The following is a 26,158-nucleotide window of genomic DNA, read 5'->3' on the forward strand; positions in this document are numbered from 1 at the left end:
GGTAGCGACCGGTGCCCCTGAGGGCAATCCGGCGCCGCCGCTCCGGCGGCGTCGTCAGATGAGGCCGTGGCGCATCGCGTACCCGACGGCGTGGGCGCGGTTGCGCAGTCCCAGCCGGGTGGTGATCTCGTGCAGCACGTTCTTGACCGTGCGTTCGGAGTACGAGGTCTCGGCCGCTATCTCACTGGTGTCGAGGCCGTCGGCGACCAGTCGGAGCATCTCCGCCTCGCGCGCGGTCAGGGTCGACAGGGTCAGACCGCGCGGGTCGAGCATGGTGCGCTGGAGGCTGCCGACCCGGTCGAGCAGCTTGCCGAGGAGGTCCCCCGGCATGACGCCCTCGCCGTTGGCCAGGGCGGTGATGAGGTGGACGAGCCGGTCCTGGTCGGCGTCCGAGCGGCGCAGCACGGCGCCGACGCCGCACTCGATGATGGTCTGCAGGCCGCCGGCCTCGAAGTGGCCCACGACCAGCCCGGTCCGGCTCTGCGTGTTGAGCCGGAGCCGGCGCAGCCGGTCGGTCACGGCGTCGTTCAGCCCGTCGACCACCATCAGGGAGACCTGTGCGCGCGCGACGTCGCCCTCGGCGAGCAGTTCCACCTCCGGCCGGTGCCTCAGCTGCTGGACGACGCCCGTGTGCAGGATGATGTCCTCCGCGTACACCGCCACCTGGACCCGGCCGGGCTTCACGTTCACGCGCACCGCGGCGGGCTCGGCCGATCCACGCGGTCGGGCCTGGACGGACCTGGTCGCCCCGACGGCCTCATGGGTGGTGGTCTCGATCATCGTCATCCAACTGTTCCGTTCTGCTTCGTCTGCGTCACCGGACGCATGGTGAGGACGGCCGGGCGCCATGTCATGGAGCCGGCCGCGGGTGTTGCCGGGGGGGCGGGGTGGGGAGCGCTGGCTGGGGGCGGGGCATCGGCCCCGGGCAGGGCGTGGTTGTTCCCGCGGGCAAGGGGTGTGCCCGCGGCTTGCCCGCGGGGCTCTCTCCTGGGGGTGTCCTCCGGTCCTACCGTCACGGCATGACCGCATCCGCCGAACTCGGCCTTCCCGCGCTGACGGTGTCGCCCGGAGACGTGGCCACGACGACCCTGACGGTACGCAACGACACCGATATCGTTGAGGCGTACTCGCTCGAGGTGGTCGGGGCCTGCGCTTCGTGGACGACGGTCGAGCCGGCCCGTCTCTCGCTCTTCCCGGGGACGTCCGAGACGGTGACGATACGGCTCGCCCCGGCTCGCTCGCACGAGGTGCGGGCGGGTGAGTTCCCGCTCGGCATCCGGGTGTTGCCCGCCGAGCGCCCCGAACTGGTGACCGTGCCGGAGACGACCGTCACCGTGACGCCGTTCCGGGAGCTGCGCGCCGCGCTCGCTCCCCGGCGCCGCCGGGGCTGGCTCCGCGCCCGCTACCGGACGTCGGTGCGCAACCTCGGGAACACGGCTGCCGTCGTGACGTTCGCCCCGGCGCAGCCCGGCGAGGAGTTGCGCTTCGGGTTCGCCCCGGAGCGGCTGCGACTCGCACCGGGCGAGTCCGCCGAGACCCGGCTGCGGGTGCGCGCGGGCAAGTTGATCTGGTTCGGCAAGCCGGCCACCTGGCCCTTCGAGGTCACCGTCGGCCAGGAGGGCGAGGCCGCCAAGTCGGACGGCCCGCAGCCGGCCGAGCGGCAACACGTGCTGGAGGGCGAGTTCGTCCAGCACGCGCTGCTGCCCAAGTGGCTGCTCGCGCTCATCGCGGCGCTGATCGCGCTGCTGCTGGCCTGGCTCACGCTGGTCCGGCCGGCGGTGCGCAGTTCCGCGAAACAGGCCGCGGACAAGGCCGTCGAGCAGAAGGTCGCCTCGTTCACCCCGGCCCCCGTCGTGGCTCCGCCGGCCCCGGCCCCCGGAGCGACTCCGAGCGGTCAGGGGCAACAGGGCGGCGCTGCGGGCGGCGGCTCCGGCGGTGGTTCGGGCGGCGGCTCCGGCCGCTCGGTCCCGGGGACGGAGCAGCAGTTCTCCACGACGGTGGACGTGACCACCAACACCGGCGGCTCCGCGGTGGGCGCCTACCGGGTGGACCACGGCAAGGTCTTCCGCATCACCGACATCGTCGCCGCCAACTTCCAGGGCGACCAGGGGCTGTTGACCATCAAGTTCGGCGAGCAGACGATCACGACCATCGCCTTGGAGACATTCCGCAACCAGGACTATCACTGGGTGACTCCCATCGAGGTCCCCGAGGACCAGACGGTGACGGCGAGCGTGGTCTGCCAGCAGCCGGGTACGCCCGCCTCGGGGAAGCAGGCCGCCCAGTGCCACGAACTGCTGAACGTCAGTGGGCAGTTGAGCGATATCAAGCGCTGAAACCGCACCTCTCCCTCACTTCCCGTTCACACCATGCACCTGTCAATGGAGTGCAACATTACCGGCCGGTTCAGTAGTCGTTTCTAACACCAACCCGGCCTTGATGGGACAGAGAGTGACGTGAGTGACACCCGCCCGGAAGCCCGGCGGACGCCATAGGGCCCGCCGGCACCGGGCATCCGCCCGAACGGGCAAGCGGAGCGGCCCGTTCGTACAGTGGATCCTGCCCTTTCGCCCATGCCTGACACCTCGTCAACCGGCGTGCCCGGAAACAGGATCGCCGACCGGTCGGTCGGTCAGAAACGGGCGGACAGCCCGTCCGGGGTGCCGGTCGGCGGCCGTCGGCGACCGATTACCCTGGAGGCGGTCGGAGCAGTCGGACCGAGGAGGGGCCCATGCCAGAGCACGACCTGCCCACCCACCCGACCGTGCGCACCGCCGAAGGCCTGCTGCGCGGCCGCCTCCTCGGCCGGCACGCCGTCTTCCGGGGCGTCCCGTACGCCCGGCCCCCGGTGGGCGCGCTGCGCTTCGCCGCCCCCGCCCCGGCCGAACCCTGGCACGGCGTCCGCGAGGCGGAACGGTTCGGCCCGACCCCGCCGCAGTCCGGGCCGACGGCCGCGGGCCCGGCCGGAGGCACTGACTGGCTCACGCTCAACGTCCACACCCCCGACCCGGGCGCGGCCGGACTGCCCGTCCTGGTCTGGATCCCCGGCGGCGGCTACGTCGCGGCGGCCTCGGACGACCCCATGTACGACGCCACGGTCCTGGCCGCCGCCGGACTCGTCGTGGTCAGCCTCAACTACCGGGTGGGCGTCGAGGGTTTCGCCCACCTCGACGGCGCCCCGGCCAACCGCGGCCTGCTCGACCAGGCCGCCGCACTGCGGTGGGTCCGGCGCAACATCGCCGCGTTCGGCGGCGACCCCGACCAGATCACCGTCGCCGGCCAGTCCGCCGGGGCCGGCTCGATCGCCGCGCTGCTCACCATGAAGTCGGTGCGCGGCCTGTTCCGACGCGCCGTCACCCACTCGGTGCCGGGCAGCCACTGCACCCCCGCCCTGGCCGCCGACGTCACCGCCGCACTGGCCGGCCGGCTCGGCACCGCGCCCACCGCCGCCGCCCTGTCCGCGGTCGACCCCTGGCGCCTCGCCGGGGAGCTCACCGCCCTCAGCGCCGACCTGCCCGGACACGGCGAGCGCTGGGGGGCCTTCGCCCAGTCCGGACTCGCGGTCTGCCCGGTCGTCGACGGCGACGTCCTGCCCGAAGCGCCCTGGCCCGCCCTGGCCGCCGGCCGGGCCGCCGGGATCGACCTGCTCGTCGGCCACACCCGCGACGAGTTCCGGCTGTTCACCGTCATGGCCGGCCTCCTCGGCACCTTCACCGAACAGGACGCCCGCACCGCGCTCGACCTCTTCGCCCCGCAGCCGCACGGCCCCCACGCCTACCGCGCCGCGTACCCGCGGGCCACTCCGGACGCACTGCTGGAGGCCGTCCGCTCCGACGCCCTGTTCCGGATGCCCTCGTTCCAGCTCGCCGAGGCCAACACCGCCGCCGGCGGCACCTCCCACCTGTTCGAGCTGGCCCTGCCCGCGCTCGGCGGGGTCCTGGGCGCCTGCCACAGCCTCGACGTCCCCCTGGCCTTCGGAACGCTGGACAGCCCGATCGGGCGGCAGCTCCTCGGCGACACCCCCTCGCCGGAGGCCGTCGCGGTCTCCGGCGAGCTCCACCGGGCCTGGGTCTCCTTCGCCACCACCGGCGATCCCGGCTGGCCCGCCTTCCACCCCGACGAACAGCTCACCCGCGTCCTGGACGCCCGCCCCCGCACCGTCCGCTACCCCGAGCAGACCGCCCGCCGGATCTGGGCCGGACACCACCCCGCCGCCTTCGACCTGCGCTGACCGCCCGGAACGCCGCCGCAGGGCGGGTCAGCCCTTGACCACGCCCAGCGGCACCAGGCGGGCGACCGGCCGGGCGAGCCCGGCGGCCTCGGTGGCGGCGGCCACCGCGTCGACGTCCTTGTACGCCCGGGGAGTCTCCTCCGCCAGCGCCCGCCAGGACGCCGGCCGCACCGCGATGCCGCGCGCCTCCAGTTCGCCGCGCAGCTGCTCCCCGCGCACCGTCCGCAGCGCCTGGTGGCGGCTCCACACCCGCCCGGCCCCGTGGCAGGCGGAGCCGAAGGCCTCGTTGCCGGGCAGCCCGACCATGACGTACGAGGCGGTGCCCATCGTCCCGGGCACCAGCACCGGCTGTCCGGCCCGCAGGAGGTCCGCGGGCAGGCCGGGGTCGCCGGGCGGCAGCGCCCTGGTGGCGCCCTTGCGGTGGACGCACAGCCGCCGCGGCACGCCGTCCACGTCGTGGGTCTCCAGCTTGGCGAGGTTGTGCGACACGTCGTACACCAGCTCCAGGCCGACCCCGAGGGCGGTGGCGAAGGCGCGGCGGGCCGCCTCGGAGAGCAGCTGCCGGTTGGCCCGCCCGTAGTTGGCCGCGGCGACCATGGCGCCCAGGTAGGCGCGGCCGCGCGGCGAGTCGACCGGGGTGCAGGCGAGCTGGCGGTCGGGGAGCTCGATCCGCCGGCGCTCCAGGTCGCGGTCCATGGCGTGGACGTGGTCGGTGCAGATCTGGTGGCCGAGGCCGCGCGAGCCGCAGTGGATCATGACGCACACCTGGCCCGGCCGCAGGCCGAACGCCGCCGCCGTCTCCGGGTCGTGCACCCGGTCGACGGCCTGGACCTCCAGGAAGTGGTTGGCCGAGCCGAGGCTGCCGACCTGGTGCAGGCCGCGCTCGACGGCGCGGGTGCTGACCTCGCCCGGGGCCGCGCCGGCCAGGACGCCGCCGTCCTCGCAGCGCTCCAGGTCGCGTGGCACCCCGTGGCCGTGCTCGACGGCGTAGCGGGCGCCGCCGAGCAGCAGGTCGTCCAGTTCCTCCGGTCCGGACAGCCGCCACAGGCCGCCCCGGCCGAGGCCGCGCGGGACGGTGCGGTCGAGCAGGTCCATCAGGCGGGTGACCCGCTCGGGGTCGAGTTCGTCGCGGCCGACGCCCGCGCCCAGCAGTCGGACCCCGCAGGAGATGTCGAAGCCGACCCCGCCGGGCGAGATCACCCCACCCTGGTCGACGTCGGTCGCGGCCACCCCACCGATCGGGAAGCCGTAGCCCCAGTGCACGTCGGGCATCGCGAAGGAGGCGCGGACGATGCCGGGCAGGGTCGCCACGTTGGCCACCTGCTCCAGCGCCTTGTCCCCGGCGGCCTGCGGCAGCAGCGCGCGGCTGGCGAAGACCACGCCCGGCACGCGCATCGGCGGGCGCGGTTCGATCCGCCAGCGGCAGCGGCCCGCCTCGACCAGTGCGATCTCCACTTCGCTCACCCCGTTCCGTTCCCGTCGCGCCCGGTGTCGCCCCCGACCCGCTCAGACGTCCACCGTCACCCGGCAGGTCCAGCCGTCCGGGCCGGCGCGCAGGTCCAGATCGTGCAGCGAGACGGCCTTCGGCACGGCGCCGACCAGGGCCGCGGTGGCGGCGTCCGCCATCCGGAAGCGGACCTCGAGGGTCCGGGCGCCGTCCAGACCGCGGATCGGGCCGAGCGCCAGCCCGGCCGGGAGTTCGCCGTCGGCGTCCATCCGGTAGACGACCTCCTCCAGGACGCCCGCGAGCAGGTCCGCGTCGCTCGCCGCGAGGACGGTGCAGCCGCGCTCACCGACGATCCGCGCGCCGGAGAGGTCCGCGAAGCCGCCCACGACGGCGTGCACCAGCTCGCCGATGCAGCCCTCGGCCGTCGGCGCCCAGGCCTCCACCCGCAGGTCCGCCGTGTGCGGCACGGTCCGGTGGCCGCTGCCGGCACGCCCCGCGGGTCCGCGACCGTCCACGAGCGACGCCTCCCGCCCCCGTTGACGCTTCCCCCTCCAGCCTCGTCCCGCGGGGCCCCCGGAGGCAACCGCAACGGCGCCCGGGGCGGGTCGGACAGGGCCTAGCTAGTCGCGGACCGAGGCGAGGTAGGCGGCGGTCAGGTCGGGGGTCGCCAGCCAGGCGGCGTGGTCGCTCGGCTCCGCGTAGGTGTTGGCGAGCCGGCGGGCGACCTCCTCGTGCTCGGCGGCGGCCGCGAACACGCCCTGTAGGTGGTCCGGCACAGTGAGCATCGCGGCGGTGAACTCGACCGCGTGCCGGGCGTGTTGCCGCCAGAAGCGCTCTGCGGTGCGGCACATCCAGTCCGCGGTGTAGGGGGCCTCGCCGTGCTCGACGATCGCCCGCAGGTACGCCTGCGCCGCCCGCGCGGCGCTGTTGGCGCCCTGGCCGGCGATCGGGTCGTTCACCACCACCGCGTCGCCGAGGCCGAGCACGTGGACGGCGTCGACGCCCGTGCCCAGCTCCGCCACCGGCCGCCGCACCACCGGCGTGACGGCGCCGGACAGTCCGGCCCCGGCATCGGTCGGCTCGGCGTCCGCCCACAGCTCCGCCTCCCACGGCAGGTACTCGCGCAACAGGGCGCGCATCCGGGCGAGTTGGACGTCGGGCTCCGGGGCGTCGCGGAACGCGTCCAGCGGCCCGCCGGGCAGCGCCTCCCACAGCAGGATCGCGCACGGGCCGGAGAGGGTCAGAGCCGGTTGCAGGTACAGCTCGCCCAGGCCGGGCAGCGCGTGCATCCGCGCCCGCGGCTCGGTGCCCGGATCCGGCGAGCCCACCCCGTGGACGTACAGGCAGGACAGTGACCGCTGCGGCCGGTCGAACGGCGAGCGGGCGGCGTCGCGTTCGAAGACCCCGGCCAGTTCGCCGCGCCCGGCCGCGACCACCGTCAGCTCGTGCCGGCGGGCGAGCTCGCACAGGCCGTCCCGGTCCAGCGAGCGGTACTCGACCCGGCCGCCGCGCTCTTCCAGCAGCTCCAGCCAGCGCGCCAGTTTCAGCCGCTGGTCCACCGACTGGGCGGGCTCGTCGAGCGTCATGGTGAACTCCAGCGCCCGCACCCCGGGCGGCACCGCGAGCACCGACCGGACGGCGCGGACCGCCGGCGCCTCCCCCGCCCACAGGTCCAGCCCGGCCGCCGCCTCGGTCCGCAGCGCCGGTCCGAACATCGCCTGGGTGGACAGCACCCGCCCACCGCGCACCTGCGCGGGGGTGCGCTCGGCGACCAGCGTCACCCGGTAGCCGGCCGCCACCAGCCCCAGCGCGAGCTGCAGGCCGGCCTGGCCCGCTCCGACGACGGCGATCCGGCGCATGGCGGCCTCCAGGGTGGGTGGTCTCGGCTGACGGCGCCGACGGCGGCTCGACTGACGGCCCGTCACGCAGGCACAGTAGCCGAGCCGCCGGGGCGCGTCACCGGGGCCGACTGCGCCCCGGCGCGGCCGCTCAGCCCCGCAGGTGCGCGGTGAGCACCTCGACCACGGCCGCGGTCTGCTCCGCCACGTAGAAGTGCCCACCGGGGAAGACTCGCAGGTCGAAACCGCCGGTGGTGTGCCGGTCCCACTGGGCGGCCTGGTCGACGGTGGCGTTCTGGTCCGTCTCCCCCACCAGCGCGGTGATCGGCTGCGGCACGGTCGCCTCCGGTGCGCAGCGGTACGTCTCGATGGCGGTGTAGTCGGCCCGCAGCGCCGGCAGGATCAGCTCGCGCAGCGCCGGGATGGTGAGGATCCGCTCGTCCGTCCCGCCGAGGCGCACGATCGTGTCGAGCAGCCCGTCGTCCGGCAGCCGGTAGACGGCGGTCTCCCGGGGCAGCGAGGGCGCGCGGCCCGCCGAGACGAACAGCCGCTCGGGCCCCGGGAGGCCGTCGCGGGCGAAGCATCGGGCGGTCTCGAAGGCGACGGCCGCGCCCATGCTGTGCCCGAAGAAGGTCAGCGGCCGGTCCGTCCACTCGCGCAGCTCCCGGTAGAGCTGCTCGGCGAGCTCCAGCACCGAGTCGATCGCCGGTTCGGCGAAGCGGTTCTGACGGCCCGGGTACTGGACGGTGAGCACGTCGGCGTAGGGCGCGAGCGCGTTGGCGTACTCCATGTAGTAGCTGGCGGAGCCGCCCGCGTGGGGGAAGATCACGATCCGGGCGGGGGCGGAGTCGGACGGACTGAAGCGGCGGAACCACGGGTTGTCGACGGCGGCACTGCTGGACATGCGGATGCGGACCTCTCTCCGTGACGAACTCTGCTGGCCCTAGTCTCGCAGGGCCCCACCCGACGCGGGCCCGAAACCCGGCGGTTCGACGATCTTGGGGCCCGCCGGCGGTGACGGCGATCTGTCAGTGATCTGCCGGTCAGGCCTGTGATCGTGGGGCTGCCGGCGGGGCCGCAGGCCCGAATCGCGGGTGTCCCGGCGGCCCCGAATTCGCCAGGAGGTCATCAGCATGTCGTCCACAACCCGCAACCGGCCGTGGGACGTTCACCGGCCGCCGGCCGCCGCCGGGAGGAGCGTCCTGGTCACCGGGGGCAACGCCGGTATCGGCTACTTCGTCGCCGAGCAGCTCGCCGGGGCGGGCGCCACGGTCGTGCTCGGCAGCCGGGACGCCGGTCGGGCCGGGGCCGCCATGGCGTCGATCCGCTCCCGCGTCCCCGGCGCCGTGGTGCGCCACCTCCCGCTGGACCTCGCCGACCTGCCCTCCCTGCGGGCCGCCGTGGACGGGCTCGCCCTCGACCACCTCGACGCGGTCGTCCACAACGCCGGGGTCGCGCTGGACGATCCGCCGCGCCGGGAGACCGGGGCCGGGCACGAGCTGATGTTCGCGACCAACCACCTCGGGCACGTCGCGCTCACCCGCTGGCTGGCCCCCCTGCTCACGGCCGCACCGGCGGGCCGCGTCGTGACGGTCGGCAGCTTCGCGGCCCGCTCGGAGCGACTGGACCTCGACGACCTCCAGTCGGCCGTAAACTACCGGCCCAAACGCGCCTACGGCCGCTCGAAACTGGCGCAGATGACCTTCGGCCTCGAACTCGACCGACGCCTCCGCGCCGCCGGCAGCACCGTGCTCAGCCTGCTGGCGCACCCCGGCGGCGCACTCGACTCGCTCACCCCGCCCCGCCCGCCGGTCCACACCCGGACCGTCGCCGAAGGCCTGCGCGGCCTGCCCGCCGGGCTCCTCCTCCAGGGCAAGGACCACGGCGCGTGGCCGATCGTCCGGGCCGTCCTCGACCCGCAGGCCCAGGGCGGCCAGCTCTGGGGCCCCCGCGTCTTCGGCCTGCGCGGCGCCCCCCGCCTCGAACCCGCCCAGCCCCACCTGACCGACCGTGCCGTCGCCGACCGCCTCTGGGACGCCACCTGCCGCCTCGCCGCCGTGGATCCCGGCCTCGGCCTCCTCTGACCTGACCACCGCTCCGGCCGGGGGACTTCACCGCTCCCGGCGGCTCAGGAACTGCTCCCGGTCGCCGCCTCCGCCGGGGGCCTCACCGGGCAGGGCCGAAGTGGACGGCTGTGGCGCGGGAGCGGGAGGCGGTGTCGAGGAGGAGGACGGAGGCCGCTTCCGGGGTCGGTGTCGGCGTGCCGGAGCGCGTGTGGCGGGTGAAGGCGGCGAGCAGTCGGTCCAGGCCCCGGCGGTGGCGGGCGAAGACCCGGGCGGAGGCGTGGCGGCCCCGGGCGCGCTGGCCGTCCAGCGCGGTGGCGGCACCGACGTCGAGCAGCACCAGGTGCAGTTGCCGGCCCTGCCGGGCGGCCTCGCGGGCGAGCCAGCGGCGCATCCAGGCGCGGCTGCCGCAGTCGTGCACCAGCAGCGGCCCGCCGCGCCGCACGGAGGAGCGCAGCAGCCGGACGTGCTCCAGCCGGGCCCAGGGCCGGTAGACCGCGTACGGCAGGCGCGCGGGCATGACCGCCTCGCAGGCCTCGTGGACGGCGCGCGGGTCGACGGTCGGCACCGTCCCCGCCCCGGACCAGCGCCGCAGCAGCGTGCTCTTGCCCGCGCCCGGCAGGCCCGACACGACCACGACGGCATCGGGCGGGTAGCCCACGGTGAACGCCGCCCCCGCGACGCCCCGCAGGTCGAGGACGCCGCGCGGGCGCTCCTCGGCCCCCTGCCCGCCCGGCGCCTCGGCCGTGCCCGTGCTGGTGCCCACGTGTCCCCCGTCCCTGTCCGACGGGGAACCCTAACAACTCCCGGCCGCGGGTACGGCACTCCGGTCCGGGCACGGCAGGACGCCCCGGCAGCGGCCCCTGCCCCCGGGATCCCCCGCACCACTCCACCACCGCACCCGCCCTAAGCTGACGTCCCATCAGACAGGAGGCCGCAGCATGGCGGATTCGGGGCCGACGTACACCGGGCTGGTGTTGGCGGGGCTGGAGCGGGATCCCGGGCGGGTGGCGATCCGCTGGGGGGAGGAGGCACTGACCGCCCGGGAGTGTCTGGACGGGGTGTACCGGACGGCGCGGGCGCTGGCGGGTGCCGGGCTCGGGCGCGGGGACGGCGTGACGGTGCTGGCCGGGAACCGGCCGGAGGCGGTGCTGGTGCGGTTGGCCGCGAACCTGCTGGGGTGCCGGGTGGCGATGCCGCATCCGGACGGCCCGGTCGGCGAGTCGGTGGCGCTGGCCGGGTTCGCCGGGACGTCGGCGCTGGTCTTCGATCCGGCCCGCTGCCGGGCCGCCGCCGAGGGGATCGCGCGGGCGCTGCCCTCGGCGGGTCTGTTCGCGCTGGGGCCGTCGGAGCTCGGGGTGGACCTGTCGGCGGCGGCCGCGTCCCGCTCGCCGGACCCGCTGGCCCCGCGGTTCCGCCCGCAGGACGTGATGGCGGTGCGGTTCACCGGCGGGACGACGGGCCGGCCGAAGGGGGTGCTGCGCCGGTTCGCCCGGCCGCCGCGACCGGCGCTGCTGTCCGGTTCGACGTTCCTGCTCTGTACGGAGCTGTGCCACGGCGGCGGTACGACGGCGGATCTGGCGCTGGCGGCGGGCGGCACGGTGGTGTTGCAGGAGGCCTTCGCCGCCGAGGCGGTGCTGGCGGCGATCGAGCGGTTCCGGGTCTCCCGGGTGTATCTGCCGCCGCACCTGCTCTACCGCGTGCTGGACCATCCGCTGCTGCGCGCGACCGACACCGGCAGCCTGCGCCGCGTCACGTACACCGGCTGTCCGCCGTCGCCGCGCCGGTTGGCGGAGGCGACGCGGCGGCTGGGCCGGGTGCTGCACCAGACGTACAGCCTGACGGAGTGCGGGCCGGTGACGAGGCTGGGCCCGGACGAGCACCTGGACCCGCGGCTGCTGTCGACGGCCGGGCGCCCGTTCCCGGACACCGAGGTGCGGATCGTGGACGAGGAGGGGACGGTGCTGCCGGTGGGCCGGACCGGGGAGATCTGCGTCCGCACCCCGACGGCGATGGTCGGCTACTGGCGCGATCCGGAGCTGACCGCCCGGGTGCTGCGGGACGGCTGGCTGCACACCGGCGATCTGGGCAGCCTGGACGCGGCCGGCTATCTGACGGTGGCCGGGCGCCGCCCGATGGCGATCGTGGACGGGCACAACGTCTTCCCCCGGGACGTCGAGGAGCCGCTGCGCGCGCACCCGGAGGTGCGGGAGGCGGTGATGTTCGCGACGGCCGGACCGGACCGGCTGGAACGGGTGCACGCGGCCGTGGTCACCGGGCCGGGATCGCGGGCGACGGCGGAGGAACTGCGCCGCTGGGCCCGGGAGCGGGTCGGGCCTCGGTGCGCTCCGGACTCCGTCCTGGTGCTGCCGGGGATCCCGCTGACCGGGGCGGGGAAGCCGGACCTCGACGCGCTGCGGGCGTTGGCCACGTCCTCGCAGGAACGGACCGTCATTCCCACAGGGGCGCGCGAGGGAGTGTGACGCGCCCTACTGATGCTTCGAGCGCCCGCGTGGGCGACCTCTCGCGCGGCGGACGACGGGAAGAACCGCCTGTGGACACTCGACCGTGCGGACCGAACTGCCGATACAACCCCGGCGGCCTTCCTCCGCACCGTCCCCAGGAGGCACTTCCTTGACCTGGCTACGCGTCCTGACCGCACTCGGAATCCTCGCCGTCGCGGCCAGTGCAGTGCTCGTCTTCGCCCTCTGCACCGCCACCGCCCGGGGCGAGCGCGCCGGTGAGGACGCACCCGACCCGCGCGCGGACGCCGAAGGCAGCGGGCTCTTCCAGCGGATGGGCGGCGACAGCTGACGGACCAGCCGGCCGCCGCCCCTCCGCTTCCTCGGTGCCCGTCGCCTCAGTGCCCGGCGATGTCGTCCGGGCGGACCTCGATGTGGTCGGCCGCGAGGTCGACCGCCACCCGGTGCTCCATCCCGAGCGACTCCAGGAACTTGACCGGCAGCTGCACCCGCCCGGTGCGGTCCAGCATCACGTACTCGCGCTCGTTGACCGACTCCTCGCCGTGCTCGTCCGTGACGGTGCGGCGCAGCACCTCGCTGCTGGTCCGGCCGTCCCGGATGGCGACCGTGCGGCGCACCTCGCCCGCGACCATCGGGTCGTGGGTGACGATGACGACGGTGGCGCCGAGTTCCCGGTTGACGGTGCGGAAGGACTCGAAGATCACCCCCGCGGTCTCGGAGTCCAGCTCGCCGGTGGGCTCGTCGGCGAGCAGCACCGGCGGGTCGTTGGCCATCGCCACCGCGATCGCGACCCGCTGCTGCTGGCCGCCGGAGAGCTCGTTGGGGCGGCGGTGGGCGAGGTCGCCGATCTCCAGCGCCTCCAGCAGCTCGGCCACCCGGTCGGCCTGCTGCTTGGCCCGCCCGGCCCCGGCCCGGCGCCCGCGCAGCTGCATCGGCAGGGCGACGTTCTCGGCGGCGGTGAGGAAGGGCAGCAGGTTGCGGGCGGTCTGCTGCCAGATGAAGCCGACCACCTCGCGCCGGTAGCGCAGCCGCTCCCGGGCGGACATCTCCAGCAGGTCGCAGCCGGCGACGGTGGCGCTTCCGGCGGTCGGCACGTCGAGCCCGGCGAGGATGGTCAGCAGGGTGGACTTGCCGCTGCCGGAGGCACCGACCAGGGCGACCAGGTCGCCCTGCTGGATGGTCAGCTCCAAGCCCTGCAACGCCTGGACCTCGACGCCCTCGGCGCTGAAGATCCGCACCAGCCGGTCGCAGACGATGGCCGCGCCCTCGCCGTACGCCTTGGGCGAGGCGGCGGCGAGGGCCCGCTGCCGGAGCTCCTGCAAGCTGGGGGCATCGGCGACCGGCTGCTCCTGGGGAGTGCTCTTCACCGCTCGTCTCCTGTCTTGACTGTCCTAGAGGTCCTGGCGGTCCTGAAGGTGCTGACGGTCCTGAAAATCTCGACGACCTCGACGGTCCCCGCGGTCCCGGCGGCCGGCGCCGGTGTCACGGGCCGTACCGCTCCTCCCGCCCTCACCGCTGGTCCCCCGCCCGCAGTTCGGTGGCGATCTGGCGCCGGCCGGAGACGGCCGCCTCCAGGACCACCCCGAGGCAGACCACCAGCGCCAGGCCCGCCGTGGGCAGCAGCACCGGCAGCAGGACGGGGGTCAGCACGTCGCCGACGTCGGCGCCGACCAGCGCCGACAGGTCGAAGGCCGACCCGAGCAGTCCGACCGCCGCCAGCGCGACCAGAGCGCCGCCGACGGCCGCCACCAGGGCCTGCGGCAGCGTCTCGGTGATGATCAGCGCCAGCCCCTGCCGGGGCCGCAGGCCCATGGTGCGCAGTCGGGCCAGCAGGGCCGTGCGCTCGGGGGCGGCCCGGACCAGTGTCAGCAGGACGGCCAGCAGGGCGAACCCGGCGCCGGCGGCACCCGAGTACCAGAACAGGCGTTCCGCGGAGCGCTGCAGCGGGTCGGCGGCGAGCGCGGCGGCCACTTCGTGGCTGCTGCGGACCGTGTACCCGGGGGGCAGCCCGTCGCTGCCCTTGCCGGCGGCCACGGCCTCGTCCCGGATCAGCTTGGCGAGGCCCGTGGCGGTCGTCAGGCCCCGGTCCAGGAGCAGGTTCCTGACCTGGCCGGCGTCGACGTCGCCGGCGGAGAGCCACTTGTTCGTCCGCTTGAGCTCCGGAAGGCGCTCGGAGGCGGGCCCGACCGGCACCACCATGAACGGCTTGCCGGGGTCCGGCAGGGCGGGGGTGCCGGTGACGATCCCGGCGACGGTGGTGCGCAGTTGGCCCCCGTTGGGCGTGCGCAGCCGGGGCGGGCCGCCGGCCAGTCGCTTGGACAGGCCACTGCTGAACAGTGCCGGCACCGGGGTGTCCGGGCCGCCGGGGGTGCCGGCGAGCACCGCCGGGTCGAACTCGCCCACCCCGGAGGTCCGGGCGATCTCGGCGTAGGCCTTCGGCTCGGCCACCACGAGGATGGCCGAGGTGGAGTCGCCGTCGGCGCCGATGAAGAAGGCCCCGGGCTCGACCCACACCCCGGTCGCGGCCCGTACGCCGGGCAGTTCGGCGGCGGCCGTGGTGAACGCCTCCGGCAGGGTCGCGTAGACCGGCAGGGAGACGGAGGCGTCACCGCCGGTGGCGATCCGGCCGGCGCGCAGCCGGACGCTGTCCACGGTGTCGAGCACGGTGGCGCCGAAGCCGGTCGTGGTGACGGCGATCACCAGGGCGAGCAGCGGCAGCGCGGAGGGCCGGCGGCGGCCCGAGCTGTCGCGGGCGGCGCGGGCCAGGCCGAGAAAGCCGATCAGGCCGCGGCCGCGCCCGGCGAGGGCGGCCAGCCAGCCGACCACCAGCGGCTGGATCCGGGCCAGCAGCAGGCCGCCGGTGAGGGCGAGCATCAGCGGGGCGGCCACCAGCAGCGGGTCCAGGCCGTTGCCGGGGGCGACGCCGCGGCGGCGGACCTCGGCCACGGCCGCGGCGGTGACGGCCAGGACGGCGAGTTCGCCGACGAGTCGGCGCCAGCCGGCCACGGCCTTCGGCGGGGACAGCAGTACGGCGGCGCGCGCCGGGAAGGCCAGCACGGCGATCAGGGTGACCGCCAGGGCGGTGAGCAGGGCGTTGCCCCACCGGGGGGTGGGCAGCAGCACCAGGGCGAGGGCCGTTCCGAGCAGGGCGGAGGGCAGCACGGTCGCCGCGCCCTCGCCGAGCAGGCGCAGCAGGATGCCGCCGCGCGAGCCGCCGCGGGCCTGGAGCAGCCGGAGTTCGGCGGTGCGCCGGTCGGCGGTGAGGGCCGCCGCGAGGCACAGCACCACGACGGCCACCCCCGCGACTCCGGCCGGTCCGATCGCGGCCAGCGGGGCCGCGGCGTCGTAGCGGGCGGTGGCCCGGGTGAAGACGTCGGGCAGGAGCGAGGTGACGTGCAGGTCCGGGCGCTTGGTCACGTCGGCGAGGGTGGTGGCGCCGCGCCCGACCAGGTAGGAGCCGACGGTGGCGCGGGTCTCGGCCAGCTGGTCGGCGCGCAGGGCGCCGGAGTCGACGGGCAGCCGCCAGAAGTCCACGCCGCCGTTGCCCCAGAGGATCAGCTGGTGCAGGCCGCTGTCGCCGACGAAACCGGTGGTCGCCCAGTGGAGTTCCGTGCCCTGGCCCTCCAGGCAGGCGCGGGCGGGACAGCCGATGTCGTCCCAGGTCGGGTCGGTGGGGTTGTTGACGCGGTAGAAGCCGACCACGGTGGACCGGTTGCCGCCGGTCAGGTCGCTGCCGTTGTCGACGACGTCACCGAGCTTGACGCCGATGGTCTCGGCGGCCGTCTGGCTGATGATCATCGGCAGGGGTGCGCCCTCGGCCGCGGGGCCCGGCCAGACGCCGTCGGTGAGGGTGACGAGCTCCTTGAGCCCGTGCAGGTACAGCAGGCCGAGCACCGGCGGATGGTCGGAGAGACGGGCGTAGCCCTCGTTGAACATCTTGCGCGGGGACTTGGCCCGGCTGCCGTAGAGCTGGCTGGTCTCGGTGAGCGGCAGGTTCCGGCCGATCTCCGCGGTCAGCTTCTGCTGCACGTCGTCGAGGGCGGAGGCCGGGTCGCTCAGGTTCGGCTCGGAGGTGGCTTGCAGGCTGGTCGCGTTGACGCCCTTCTGGTGCACGAAGTCCCGCAGGGCGCTGTCCGCGCCCCGGTCGACGACGCGGGGGAAGGCCGCCGCCATGAACACGGTGACGAAGGCGAGCGCCGCCATGAGCAGGGTGGCCAGCGGCGTCGCGCGCAGCCGGGTGCGGACCCAGGGCGCGGGGCCGTGGGCGGGCGCGGGCGAAGGGGTGGGCACGGGGGTGCCGGCCTTGGTGGTCACATCTCCTCCACGTGGCGCAGCCGGGCGGCCACGTCTCGACGGCGGCGTCCGATCAGGAAGGCCGACAGCAGGGGAACGACGGCGATTGCGGCCGTGAGCAGCAGGGCCTGGCCGAGCGGCAGCTCGATCAGCGCCCCGGGCGTCGGGCGGCGGGCGGCGGGCGTCAGCACGACGAACGGCACGATCAGGTGGACGAGCAGCGTGCCGAGGGCCAGTCCGACGGCCCCGCCGAGGGCGACCAGGAGGGCCTGTTCGGCGGCCATGGTGCGGGTCACCTGCTTGCGGCGGGCGCCCAGGGCGAGCAGCAGCGCGGAGTCCCGGGAGCGTTCGCGGGCGGAGGCGGCCACGGCGGCGCCGAAGCCGATCGCGGCGAGCACCCCGGTGACGACCGCGATGACCATGAGCGCGCTCTGCGGGGCGGCGCCGACCGGATCGCTGAGGAGGGCCTCGGAGGCCTCCTCGTAGAGCTGGACGTCCTGGGTGCCGGGGGCGGCGCGCAGGGCGGCGGCGGCCTCGGCGGGGGTCCGGTCGCCGGGGCCGGTGGCGGGCAGCCACCACTCGGCGCGGTTGGGCAGTTCGCTGCCCTGGGCGGCCATCAGCCGGGCCGTGGTGGCGAGGTCGACCATGAGCGCGTTGGGCCCGGCCGTCGGCAGGGCGTCGACCGTCGCGGCGACCTTGACCGGCAGGACGGTCCCGGCGAACGGCACCTTGAGGGTGTCGCCGACGGAGGCGCCGACGAGCTTCAGGTAGTCGCGGGTGGCGACGCCGGACAGGGTGTCCGGCACGCTCGTCCCGGCCGGCCGCAGGACGGCGCGGAGCAGCTCGCCGCCCATGCCGTTGGCGAAGCGGTAGCGGATGGAGAACAGGCGGTCGGCACCGGCCGGTTCGGACCCGAGGGTGGCGGCCGGCCCGGCTACCACGTCCCCGGTCGCCCGGACGGCGGGCACCGCCGCCGTCCAGCCGAAGCCGGCCGGCACCTGGACGGCGGTCGCGGGGCCGTCGGCGCTGTCGGAGGCGGACAGCCGGCGGACGGTCAGCTCACCGTCGGACCGGTCGCCGAAGGAGACGATCACGCCGACCACGGTCAGCGGCGCGGCGGCCGAGCCGAGCGGGGCGTCGACCAGCGTGGTCAGCGAGGCCGAGACCTTGGCGTCGCCGGTCAGCGGGAGCGTGCCGAACGCGACCTTGTGGATCACGCCGAAGCGGTCGCGCACCAGCAGCCTGGCCTCCGGGTGGACCGCCGGAAGGCTGGAGCCGTTGGGCAGCTTCACCGCCTGCTCCGGCTGCTGGACGGTCACCTCGGCGTCGATCCGCAGCGGGTGGCCGGGCAGTTCGAGGCCGGCCTGCGGGCCGGTGGGGGCGGGCTGGGCGAGCGACCCGAACACGTCCTCGCGGGTGCGCCCGCCGAGCAGGTCGGGGCGGACCGGGACGCGCTCGGCGAAGGCGGAGGTGTCCGCGGCGAGCAGCTGGCCCTTGCCGTTGGGCAGGGACTGCTCCTCGCGCACCACCGGGACGAGCCGGTCGCCACCGGGCAGCGCGCCGTAGCGGCCGCCCTGGCCCATCAGGGCGTTGTGGGAGGCGGAGATCCGCAGGCCGCCGAGCGTGTTGAAGGCGGCCTGGTCGCGCTGGGAGGCGGTCCAGGTGGCGTGCTGGCCGAGCGCCAGCACGCCGGTGGCCACGGCCATCACGAGCAGCAGCACGGGGCCGGTGGCGCGGGCGGGCCGGCGGGCCAGCTGCCAGCCGACCAGGGCCGGGCCGAGGCCGCGGCCGCGGGCGGCCACGTGGGCGCCGAGCCGGGCGGCGAGCGGCAGCAGGCGCAGCACCACCAGGGTGCCGGCGCAGAGCGCCAGGGTCGGGGTGGCGACCAGCAGCAGGTCCACGCCGAGCCGGCCGGAGGAGTCGGTGGACAGCCCGCCGCCGTACTGGCTGAGCTGCTGGTAGGCGAGCACGGCCAGGGCGAGCACGGCGAGGTCGCCGCCGTTGCGCGCGATGCCGGAGACCAGGGCCTGGCGGCGGCCGGAGCGGCTGCGCAGGGCGGCTCCGGCGCCGCGCAGGAGGCTGGGCAGGCTGGCCAGCAGGACGCAGGCGAAGGCGCTGAGCACGGCGATCGGCCAGAGCGACCAGCTGACGCCGGTGTCCAGGGGCACCTGGTGGTCGGTTCCGAAGCCGGCCAGGGCGCGGACCAGGAACGGGGTCAGCAGGGGGGCCAGCAGCGCGGCGGGCAGGGCGAGCAGCAGCGACTCCGTCGCGGTGAAGACGCCGAGCCGGGCGCCGGAGGCGCCGCGGGCGGCGAGCAGCTCGTTCTCGGCCGTCTGCCGGGTCGCGATCAGGTTGACCACCAGCAGCAGCGCCGCGACGGCGAGCACGGTCAGCTGGAGGGCGCCGATCAGCAGGGTGGTCCGGGCGACCATCATGCTGGAGGACAACTCACGCATGACGTCGGGCAGTTCGGTCCGCGAACTGATGCTGGCGCGGGACTGCAGGTCGTCGGCGAGGCTCTGGGCGCGGTTGCCCATGGCCTCCGCCGCGGAGCGGCCGATGCCCGCGAAGTCGGCGTCGAGCAGCCAGCTGCGGCTGCTCTGCACCAACCCGCCGGTGGTGAAGGCGCTCTGGTCGACCAGCATCGGGCCGAAGGTGGTGAAGCCGCCGACCTCGACCTCGTGGCCGCCGACCGGGTCGATGCGCCAGTACGCGTCGGTCGGGTCGACGGCCCGGTAGACGCCGGTGACGCGGACGGTCAGCGACTTGCCGTCGAGGCGGTCCGCCATCTGCACGTCGGCGGGCAGGGCCTGGTCGGTGAGGCCGAGCCGGGCCAGCATGGCCTGCGGGACGGCGACCTGCGGGGCGGCGGTCTGGACCGGGCCGGAGGCCGCGGCGGGCCATGCGCCGGCGAGCAGGCGGGTCCGGTCGCGGTCGAGGTCGGCGAGGACCGTCAGATCGGGCTGGGCGCCGGGGCCGAGACCCGCGGTCACGGGGGCGCCGCCGCCCGGCAGGCCGTAGGAGCGGCTGCGCAGCAGGCTGTCGGTGTGCACGGGCAGGTCTCCGAAGAGCCTGCCGCGGTAGGCGGCGAGCTCCGCCTCGTCCTTCGCACGCTGGTCGAGCCCGTGTTCGGCGGTCACCACGACCGTGGTCCGGGCGTGGCCTGCCCCCTGGAGCGCCTGCCGCAAGCCGGCCTCGCCCACACTGCGGTTGAATGCCACCAGCGCGGTCAGCACTGCCGTGGTGATCAACACTGCGAGCAGCACGGCGGCAGCCAGCGGCAGTCGCCCGCGCAGTCGGCGCACGACGAAGCCGAGCATCAAGTTCCTCCCCGGTCTTTACGTCCCCAGGTTGCGTCCCAGCCCGGTCCATCGATCCGATTTGGTCACAACTCGGCTACGAATAGACACACTTAGGGCACATCGACGCAATGATCACCGGCATTTGATCACCGGATAGCGGACGACTCTGTCAGATTCGATCCAGGAACGGAAGGGACTTGCGCTAACAAGTAAGTAATGAGCAAATTCCTTGCATTGGCAGCTCCCGCGCTCCGGGCGCCCGCCAGAATGCCATGGACATTTCACAATTCAGGCTCCACAGCACACCTTTGGGAACGCCGGCCCGCACCCCGGAAATCGCCGCCCGAAACCGTGAACCCGTGGCGCCGCCCGTCCGTAGACACTGGGTAGACACACACAGGGGGAAGCCTCAATGACGCAGCCTCAGGCCACCGCCACCACCGACACCCCGATGGTGGCCGTGACCGACCTCCGGCGCAGCTTCGGCACCGGCGAGCGGACCGTGCACGCGCTGCGCGGCGTCTCCTTCACCGTCGGCCGCGGTGAACTCGCCGCGCTCAAGGGCCGCTCCGGCTCCGGCAAGACCACCCTGCTCAACCTGGTCGGCGGCCTGGACGCCCCGACCGCCGGCAGCATCGCCCTGGACGGCACCGACCTCGCCAAGCTGGACGAGGACGGCCGGCTCGCCCTGCGGCGGGAGCGGATCGGCTTCGTCTTCCAGTCCTTCGGGCTGATCCCGATGCTCACCGCCGCCGAGAACGTCGGCGTGCCGATGCGGCTGCGCAAGGTCTCCGCCGCCGAACGCGAGGAGCGCGCGCACACCCTGCTGGCCCTCGTCGGCCTCGCCGGCCAGGCCAACCAGCGGCCCGGCGAACTCTCCGGCGGCCAGCAGCAGCGCGTCGCCATCGCCCGCGCGCTGGCCAACGAGCCCGGCCTGATCATCGCCGACGAGCCGACCGGCCAACTGGACTCGGAGACCGGCCGCTCGATCATGCAGCTGCTGCGCGCCGTCGTCCGCAGCGAGGGCGTCACCGTGGTGGTCGCCACCCACGACCCGACCCTGATGGAGCTCGCCGACCGGGTGATCGAGCTGCGTGACGGGCGGATCGTCGAGGAGGAGACGGCGAAGGCGACCGCGTAGGGGTGGCCTGGGTGCACCAGGGTGCACCCAGCCGCACCGGCCTGCCCGGTCGGGCGGGCCGGCGCACGCCCGGGGTGCGTTCAGGGCACCTTGAGCACCGTCTCGCAGGCTCGGCACCGCCGGGTGCGCTGGGACGGCGGGTACCACGGTTCGCCGGGCCCGGCCGGACGGTAGGGCTCCCGTTCGAGGTCCGCCGTGTCGAGGCCACAGCACGTCACCGGCCCCGGCTCCTCCGGCGCGTCCGGATCCGGCGGCGCCGCGTGCACCCAGCGGATCCGCGCGCCCACGTCGACCTCGCCCGCGTCCAGCACCTCCGTGGACGGCTCCAGCTCGACCAGCACGACCACTCCGCTCATACCTCGACCCTGCGCCCCTGCGGCGGCTCGCGCATCCGGTGGGGCTCCCTCCCGGTCGGGCCCCCGGGCGAGTGATCGACCGAACGTGGTGGAACACCTCCGCGCCGTCCCCGTACACGCCCTCGACGTCCCGCGCCGGCCAGTCCCAGAAGGTGGCGATCCGGGCCCGGCGGAAGGGCCCGCGCTGGAAGGCCGAGGTATTCGAGGGTGTGAATCCGTTGACGAACCAGTGTGACAGTACGTCGTTTTCGGCGAATCGGTGCAGGTTCCGGACCAGTTCGGGCCCGGCGGCCGATTGTCAGTGGTATCGGCTACGGTCCCCGACATCCGAGAAGAACTCGATTCCGAGGAGGGCCGGATGGCGATCCACCGTCGTATTCACGCTGCATTTCTCGTTCGCGCCGTCGTCCGCGTTCGCACGGCCATCCGCGTTCACGCCGTCGTCCGGGGGCTGGGCCGGAAAACGCGGATGTGGTGGCCGGCGCCGCCGACCACCACATCCGTTCACGCGTACCTCAGGCCCCCGGGGGCTCGCCGGCCGGTCCCGCCGTCAGGCCGTTCAGCCCCGTCAGGCCGTTCAGCCCCGTCAGGCCGCCGGGAAGATCGCCGCGTCCGGCTTCAGCAGCTGGCCCGGCTTCGGCGCGGTGCCGTCCACCAGGTAGCGGGTGACCAGCGCGTTCAGCGCCTGGCTGCGGCCGACGGCGCAGTGCTCGATCGCGTCCACGCTGACCAGCACGGCGTTGCCCAGCTGCTGCTGCATCCGCTGGGCGAACTTGTACTGGGTGGCCGGGTCGTAGAGGTTGCCGATCACCATGACGGTGTTCGAGGTCTTCTTGTTCCACGGGCCGCTGAAGCGCTCGGCGTCCCGGGCCGGGGCCGGCCAGCTCGCGCAGGCGGGCGCGTCGAAGGCCTGGTAGCGGCCGAAGGTCGGCGACTCCTTCTCCCAGGCCTTGGCGACGTTCGGGAAGACCCGGTCGTTCGACGGGTACGGCTTGTCCTGGCAGTTGACGCCCATGTAGGAGTCGTCGGCGGTGTACTCGGAGTCGACCGGGGCCTCACGCAGCGCCCGCGGGGCGTTCACCGCGAGGATGTTGGCGTCGTCGTCCGAGACGGTCGCCTTCGGCGCCATCAGGGTGTTCGCGGCCGGCTTCCGGACCAGCTGGTACGTCGCCTGCAGCGACTTCGCCAGCGGCGCCAGCTTGGCCTGCGAGTACAGCGCGCTGGCCACCTCGCTGGTGAAGGTGCTCAGCGTCACCTGGGAGCCGTTGGGCAGGGTGACCGGGCTGGTCCGCAGGTGGTCGCGGAGCTGGTCGAACTTGGCCCGGGTGTCGCCCTCGCCGAAGGCGCAGCGCGGGGCGCCGACGGCCTGGCAGCGCTTGAGGAACTCGTCCAGGGCCAGCTCGAAGCCGCCCGCCCGCTGACGGTCGTACTCCAGGCCGTCGTGCAGGCGCAGGTTCGGGTCGACGTTTCCGTCGACGATGATCGTGCGCACCTTGTTCGGGTACATCCCGGCGTAGGTCGCGCCGATCAGGGTGCCGTAGGAGAACCCGGCGAAGTTGAGCTGCGAGTCGCCGACGGCGCGACGCATCCGGTCGAGGTCGCGGACCACGTTGATGGTCGACATGTGCTCGATCAGCGGGCCGGCGTTCTTGCTGCACGCGTCGGTGTAGTCCTGGTCCGCGTCCAGCGTCTCGTTGATCTCGGACTTGGTGACCGGCACGCCGACCATGCGGCCGTTGACCGCGTCGGCGTCCTCCTGGCTCTTGAAGCACTTGAGCGGGTTGCTCCGGGCCACGCCGCGGGGGTCGAAGCCGACCAGGTCGAAGCGCGACTGCACCTCGGTACCGAAGCGGGTGGTGGTCGCCCACAGGTAGCCGCTACCACCCGGGCCGCCCGGGTTGAGGAACAGCGAGCCGATCCGCTTGGACGGGTCGCTCGCCCGCCGGCGCATCATGGCGATGCCGATCTTCTCACCCGACGGGTTGTCATAGTCCAGCGGAACCGGGTACACGGCACAGTCGTAGATACCTGGGTCCGGCTTGCTCGGGTCGGGGTTACACGGGGTCCAGTTGACAGCGGCGACCTTCGCCTCGGCCGCCGCACCCGGCGCCAGGTCCATCGGCGCTGCCGATGCCGCGACAGCACTACCGGTGACGAGGGCGAGGGCGCAGGTGACCGCTCCGGCCAGCGTGGATATACGGGACAAGGAACCTCCTCAGTACTGAAAGGGCGGCCCCAGCCTGTCAGTCTGAGATCTCCATGTGAAGACCTGGAAGCAGCGTAAATGTTTCGATGCCGTCCACTTTGCGACCGGATTATTCTGTGAATGAACCAACTTGACGGTTGATTGACCTGATGGTTCGTCATCATGGAACCCGGGCACGCGGGCGCCCGCAGCACCACTCGACGGCCGGAGCACCGCTCGGCGACCGGCAGAGCCCCCGCGCTCACACCCACCCGCCGCCGGCGCCCGGCCGCCCCGCACGCCCGGCCGCCCCGCACGCCCGGCCGCCCCACGCGGCGCGGCCACCTTCGGACGCCGGACATCGAACGCCGGACGGTCGACTTGACCGGGAAACTGATGAGGCGCCATATTACTTTCATGACGCAACACCCCGACGCCGGCAGCGGCGCCCCCACCCTCGACCAGGCGCGCCGCCAGATCGCCCGCTACGGCCTCACGGCCGACCCGCAGGCGATCCTGGTCGCGGCCCGGCTGATGGCGGCGGGCGCCCGGATCGGCCAGGCCGGGGAGGTGCACTTCGCCCGGTTCGGACTTTCCACCGGCCGCTACCGACTGCTGGCCGATCTGGAGGACCACGGCGGCGAGAAGTCGCCCTCCCAGCTCGCGGCAAGCCTCGGCGTCTCGCGGGCGACCGTGACCGGCCTGGTGGACGGACTGGAGCGGGAGGGCCTGGTGGTCCGCCGCCCGTCCGCCGACGACGGCCGCGCCAACGTGGTGGTCCTCACCGCGCGCGGCGCGCAGCGGCTGCGCGATCTGGCGCCCGAGCACTTCGCCCGGATGCAGGCACTGGTCGGCGGGCTCTCGGTCGAGGAGCGCGCCACCTTCCTCGACCTCCTGGCCAGGGTGGTCGAGGGCGCAGACGCGCTGACCGCGGACTGACCCGGTCGACAACGGCGAGCCGCGCAAGGCGGCCCGCCGACTTCACGACCCAATAGTTAGGCACCTAAGCACTAATAGTTAGCCACCTAATCACTTAACCCCCAGCACCTCCGCAGGAGAAGCCCATGAGCAGGAAAGCACCCGGCGCACCACCCCCCTTCACCCTGTGGCGGGAGGTCCTCGTCGCCTACGCGATGCCCGCCGTGATGGCCGGCATCGGCGGGGCCGTCACGCACCAACCGCAACTGATGATCGCCGCGGCCACCACGATCGGCGGCACCTCGGCCGTCGTCGCCACCCTGGTCGGCTCCGCCCTGCGACGCCGGCCCGACCGCTCCCCGGGCGGCCGGGCACCGCGCGCCCTGCTGGCCCCCGCACTCGGCCTGGCCGCCGCGGCCGTCGCACTCGCCGTCGGCCTCGCGGCCGCGCACTGGCTGCCGCAGCTCCCCGGGCTCGCCACCAGCCCCTGGCCCGGCCGCCTTCCGGTCGACCTGCCGGTCTCGTCGGCGATCGCGGCCACCGTGATCACCTGGCGCTCGCGCGGCAGCCGCCCGGCCCGATCCCCGCAGCACCGACTCTCCACCCGACCGGAAGGACAGACCTCATGATCGTCGTCATGGGCGCCGGAGGCGCCACCGGCGGTGCCACCCTGCGCAGCCTCGCCGCCCTCGGTGCACCGAGCCGCGCACTCAGCCGCGACCCCGCCCGCCTCGCGGCCGGCCTCGACGACCGGACCCTCGCGCTGACCGAGACGCTCGCGGCCGACGCCGCCGACCCCGGCTCGCTGCGCACGGCCTTCCGCGGCGCGCACCAGCTCTTCCTCACCATGGCCAACGGCCCGCGCCAGGTCCAGCACGAGCTGGCCGCGATCGACGCGGCGGTCGAGAGCGGTGTGGAGCACATCGTCAAGATCTCCGCACCCGCGGCCGAACCCGACTCCCCCGTGGCCGTCTCGCGCGGCCACCATCTGGTCGAGGAGCGCCTGCGCGCGTCCGGCATCACCGCGACGGTGCTGCGGCCGTACGCGTTCATGCAGAAACTGCTGCTGCTGGCGCCCGGCATCGCCGCCGCCGGGGTGGTGCACGGCGCCCTGGGCCAGGCCCGCTGCAACTACGTCGACGCCCGGGACATCGGCGACGCCGCGGCCGAGGTGCTCACCCGACCGGAGCTCGCCGGCGGAACGTACCCGCTCACCGGGGGCCGGGCGTACAGCTACCCGGAGCTCACCGGGCTGCTCGGCGAGCTGCTCGGGCGCCCGGTCCGCTACCTCGACCTGCCCCCGGCCGGGCTGCACGCCCATCTGGTCGAGCGGGCCGGGATGCCGCCCTGGCTGGCCTCCCACGTGGTGGAGATCCAGCAGCTCGCGGTGGTCCGCCGGGAGGCGCCCGACGACACCTTCGCCCACCTGACCGGGCGCGCCCCGCGCACCCTGGAGGCGTTCCTCCAGGAGCACCTGCACCGCTTCCGCTGACCGCTCCGACACTGTCCGGGCGCCATCCGGGTCTCTCTCCGGCGCCTCTCGGACACCGCTCCGACACCATGGCGGGCCCGGCGACCGGGCCGGAACCGGGCCGGGAAGCCGGGCCCGCCACCCGAAGGGAGCAGCATTCGCTGTGGCGTGGATCACGATCGGGAATTCGGCCTGACGATCCGTCAATTCGACTGACATCCAGTCACATGACTGCCACGCCCACCCAGTTGTTGACTGACGCAACGTCAGCTCAAGCCATTTCCGGCCTAGTTGGGCCAGGTATCGGGCCGTACGGCGCCTCGCACGCGGGGCTACCATCAGTCGGGTTGTCCGCTCCGGCCCCGGAGTGGGGTCACCCGGTCAGGCGAGTGCTCCCACCGCCCCGAAGGGCCGGGCATCAGTCGGAACG

20 protein-coding genes are annotated in these 26,158 nt (G+C 74.5%); 9 read left to right on the forward strand and 11 right to left on the reverse strand.

Annotation, left to right across the window (positions count from 1 at the left end):
• Positions 1-54: 54 nt before the first annotated feature.
• Positions 55-780 (reverse strand): LuxR C-terminal-related transcriptional regulator, encoded by a 726-nt coding sequence (locus tag ACIQVZ_RS18560; protein WP_371522529.1) that lies wholly within the window; start codon positions 778-780, stop codon positions 55-57.
• 239 nt (positions 781-1,019) lie between these two features.
• Between ACIQVZ_RS18560 and ACIQVZ_RS18565 the strand changes: the two genes are divergently transcribed.
• Positions 1,020-2,336, forward strand: coding sequence for a hydrolytic protein (locus tag ACIQVZ_RS18565; RefSeq protein ID WP_402451153.1), 1,317 nt, complete (start codon positions 1,020-1,022; stop codon positions 2,334-2,336).
• Positions 2,337-2,731: 395 nt separating this feature from the next.
• Positions 2,732-4,231, forward strand: coding sequence for a carboxylesterase/lipase family protein (locus tag ACIQVZ_RS18570; protein WP_402451155.1), 1,500 nt, complete (start codon positions 2,732-2,734; stop codon positions 4,229-4,231).
• A 27-nt stretch (positions 4,232-4,258) separates the two neighbouring features.
• Here the strand turns inward: ACIQVZ_RS18570 and ACIQVZ_RS18575 are convergent, their stop codons facing one another.
• From ACIQVZ_RS18575 to ACIQVZ_RS18590, 4 genes are all read right to left on the reverse strand, one after another.
• Positions 4,259-5,695: an RtcB family protein gene (locus tag ACIQVZ_RS18575; RefSeq protein WP_402451157.1), complete on the reverse strand. Its 1,437-nt coding sequence runs from the start codon at positions 5,693-5,695 to the stop codon at positions 4,259-4,261.
• A gap of 42 nt (positions 5,696-5,737) precedes the next feature.
• Positions 5,738-6,193 (reverse strand): archease, encoded by a 456-nt coding sequence (locus ACIQVZ_RS18580; protein ID WP_350881843.1) that lies wholly within the window; start codon positions 6,191-6,193, stop codon positions 5,738-5,740.
• A gap of 105 nt (positions 6,194-6,298) precedes the next feature.
• Positions 6,299-7,603, reverse strand: a complete 1,305-nt coding sequence (locus ACIQVZ_RS18585; RefSeq protein WP_402451159.1) for a styrene monooxygenase/indole monooxygenase family protein — start codon at positions 7,601-7,603, stop codon at positions 6,299-6,301.
• A 64-nt stretch (positions 7,604-7,667) separates the two neighbouring features.
• Positions 7,668-8,420, reverse strand: coding sequence for a thioesterase II family protein (locus tag ACIQVZ_RS18590; RefSeq protein ID WP_402451161.1), 753 nt, complete (start codon positions 8,418-8,420; stop codon positions 7,668-7,670).
• Between the two features lie 229 nt (positions 8,421-8,649).
• On the opposite strand from ACIQVZ_RS18590, the gene ACIQVZ_RS18595 reads away from it, so the two are divergent.
• Positions 8,650-9,600, forward strand: coding sequence for an SDR family NAD(P)-dependent oxidoreductase (locus ACIQVZ_RS18595; RefSeq protein WP_402451163.1), 951 nt, complete (start codon positions 8,650-8,652; stop codon positions 9,598-9,600).
• A gap of 82 nt (positions 9,601-9,682) precedes the next feature.
• Here ACIQVZ_RS18595 and ACIQVZ_RS18600 read toward each other — a convergent pair whose 3' ends face one another.
• Positions 9,683-10,345: an AAA family ATPase gene (locus tag ACIQVZ_RS18600; protein ID WP_402451165.1), complete on the reverse strand. Its 663-nt coding sequence runs from the start codon at positions 10,343-10,345 to the stop codon at positions 9,683-9,685.
• Positions 10,346-10,520: 175 nt separating this feature from the next.
• Between ACIQVZ_RS18600 and ACIQVZ_RS18605 the strand changes: the two genes are divergently transcribed.
• Both ACIQVZ_RS18605 and ACIQVZ_RS18610 read left to right on the forward strand, forming a co-directional pair.
• On the forward strand, positions 10,521-12,062 hold the full coding sequence (locus ACIQVZ_RS18605; protein ID WP_402451168.1) for an AMP-binding protein: 1,542 nt from the start codon (positions 10,521-10,523) through the stop codon (positions 12,060-12,062).
• Positions 12,063-12,213: 151 nt separating this feature from the next.
• A complete protein-coding gene (locus ACIQVZ_RS18610) occupies positions 12,214-12,393 on the forward strand; it encodes a hypothetical protein (protein ID WP_350881855.1) in 180 nt (59 codons plus the stop codon).
• 46 nt (positions 12,394-12,439) lie between these two features.
• Here the strand turns inward: ACIQVZ_RS18610 and ACIQVZ_RS18615 are convergent, their stop codons facing one another.
• The 3 genes from ACIQVZ_RS18615 to ACIQVZ_RS18625 form a co-directional block, all read right to left on the reverse strand.
• On the reverse strand, positions 12,440-13,429 hold the full coding sequence (locus ACIQVZ_RS18615) for an ABC transporter ATP-binding protein (RefSeq protein WP_402451170.1): 990 nt from the start codon (positions 13,427-13,429) through the stop codon (positions 12,440-12,442).
• Positions 13,430-13,571: 142 nt separating this feature from the next.
• Positions 13,572-16,376 (reverse strand): hypothetical protein, encoded by a 2,805-nt coding sequence (locus ACIQVZ_RS18620; protein ID WP_402451172.1) that lies wholly within the window; start codon positions 16,374-16,376, stop codon positions 13,572-13,574.
• Positions 16,373-19,675 carry an ABC transporter permease gene (locus ACIQVZ_RS18625; RefSeq protein WP_402451173.1) on the reverse strand — a complete coding sequence of 1,101 codons (3,303 nt, stop codon included), beginning with the start codon at positions 19,673-19,675 and terminating at the stop codon, positions 16,373-16,375. Before ACIQVZ_RS18625 ends, ACIQVZ_RS18620 begins: the two co-directional genes overlap by 4 nt.
• Positions 19,676-20,069: 394 nt before the next feature.
• On the opposite strand from ACIQVZ_RS18625, the gene ACIQVZ_RS18630 reads away from it, so the two are divergent.
• On the forward strand, positions 20,070-20,798 hold the full coding sequence (locus ACIQVZ_RS18630) for an ABC transporter ATP-binding protein (RefSeq protein WP_350881863.1): 729 nt from the start codon (positions 20,070-20,072) through the stop codon (positions 20,796-20,798).
• Positions 20,799-20,878: 80 nt separating this feature from the next.
• Here ACIQVZ_RS18630 and ACIQVZ_RS18635 read toward each other — a convergent pair whose 3' ends face one another.
• Both ACIQVZ_RS18635 and ACIQVZ_RS18640 read right to left on the reverse strand, forming a co-directional pair.
• On the reverse strand, positions 20,879-21,154 hold the full coding sequence (locus ACIQVZ_RS18635) for a hypothetical protein (protein ID WP_402451176.1): 276 nt from the start codon (positions 21,152-21,154) through the stop codon (positions 20,879-20,881).
• Between the two features lie 586 nt (positions 21,155-21,740).
• Positions 21,741-23,360, reverse strand: a complete 1,620-nt coding sequence (locus ACIQVZ_RS18640) for an alpha/beta hydrolase (protein ID WP_402451177.1) — start codon at positions 23,358-23,360, stop codon at positions 21,741-21,743.
• Positions 23,361-23,756: 396 nt separating this feature from the next.
• On the opposite strand from ACIQVZ_RS18640, the gene ACIQVZ_RS18645 reads away from it, so the two are divergent.
• The 3 genes from ACIQVZ_RS18645 to ACIQVZ_RS18655 all read left to right on the forward strand — a co-directional run bounded on the left by ACIQVZ_RS18645 (position 23,757) and on the right by ACIQVZ_RS18655 (position 25,749).
• A complete protein-coding gene (locus tag ACIQVZ_RS18645; RefSeq protein ID WP_402451180.1) occupies positions 23,757-24,278 on the forward strand; it encodes a MarR family winged helix-turn-helix transcriptional regulator in 522 nt (173 codons plus the stop codon).
• A gap of 125 nt (positions 24,279-24,403) precedes the next feature.
• Complete coding sequence (locus ACIQVZ_RS18650; protein WP_402451181.1) at positions 24,404-24,886, forward strand: hypothetical protein; 483 nt, start codon at positions 24,404-24,406, stop codon at positions 24,884-24,886.
• Positions 24,883-25,749 (forward strand): NmrA family NAD(P)-binding protein, encoded by an 867-nt coding sequence (locus ACIQVZ_RS18655; protein ID WP_402451184.1) that lies wholly within the window; start codon positions 24,883-24,885, stop codon positions 25,747-25,749. Before ACIQVZ_RS18650 ends, ACIQVZ_RS18655 begins: the two co-directional genes overlap by 4 nt.
• Positions 25,750-26,158 lie beyond the last annotated feature (409 nt).

The sequence above is a fragment of the Kitasatospora sp. NPDC098663 genome (assembly GCF_044760075.1).
GTDB lineage: Bacteria > Actinomycetota > Actinomycetes > Streptomycetales > Streptomycetaceae > Kitasatospora.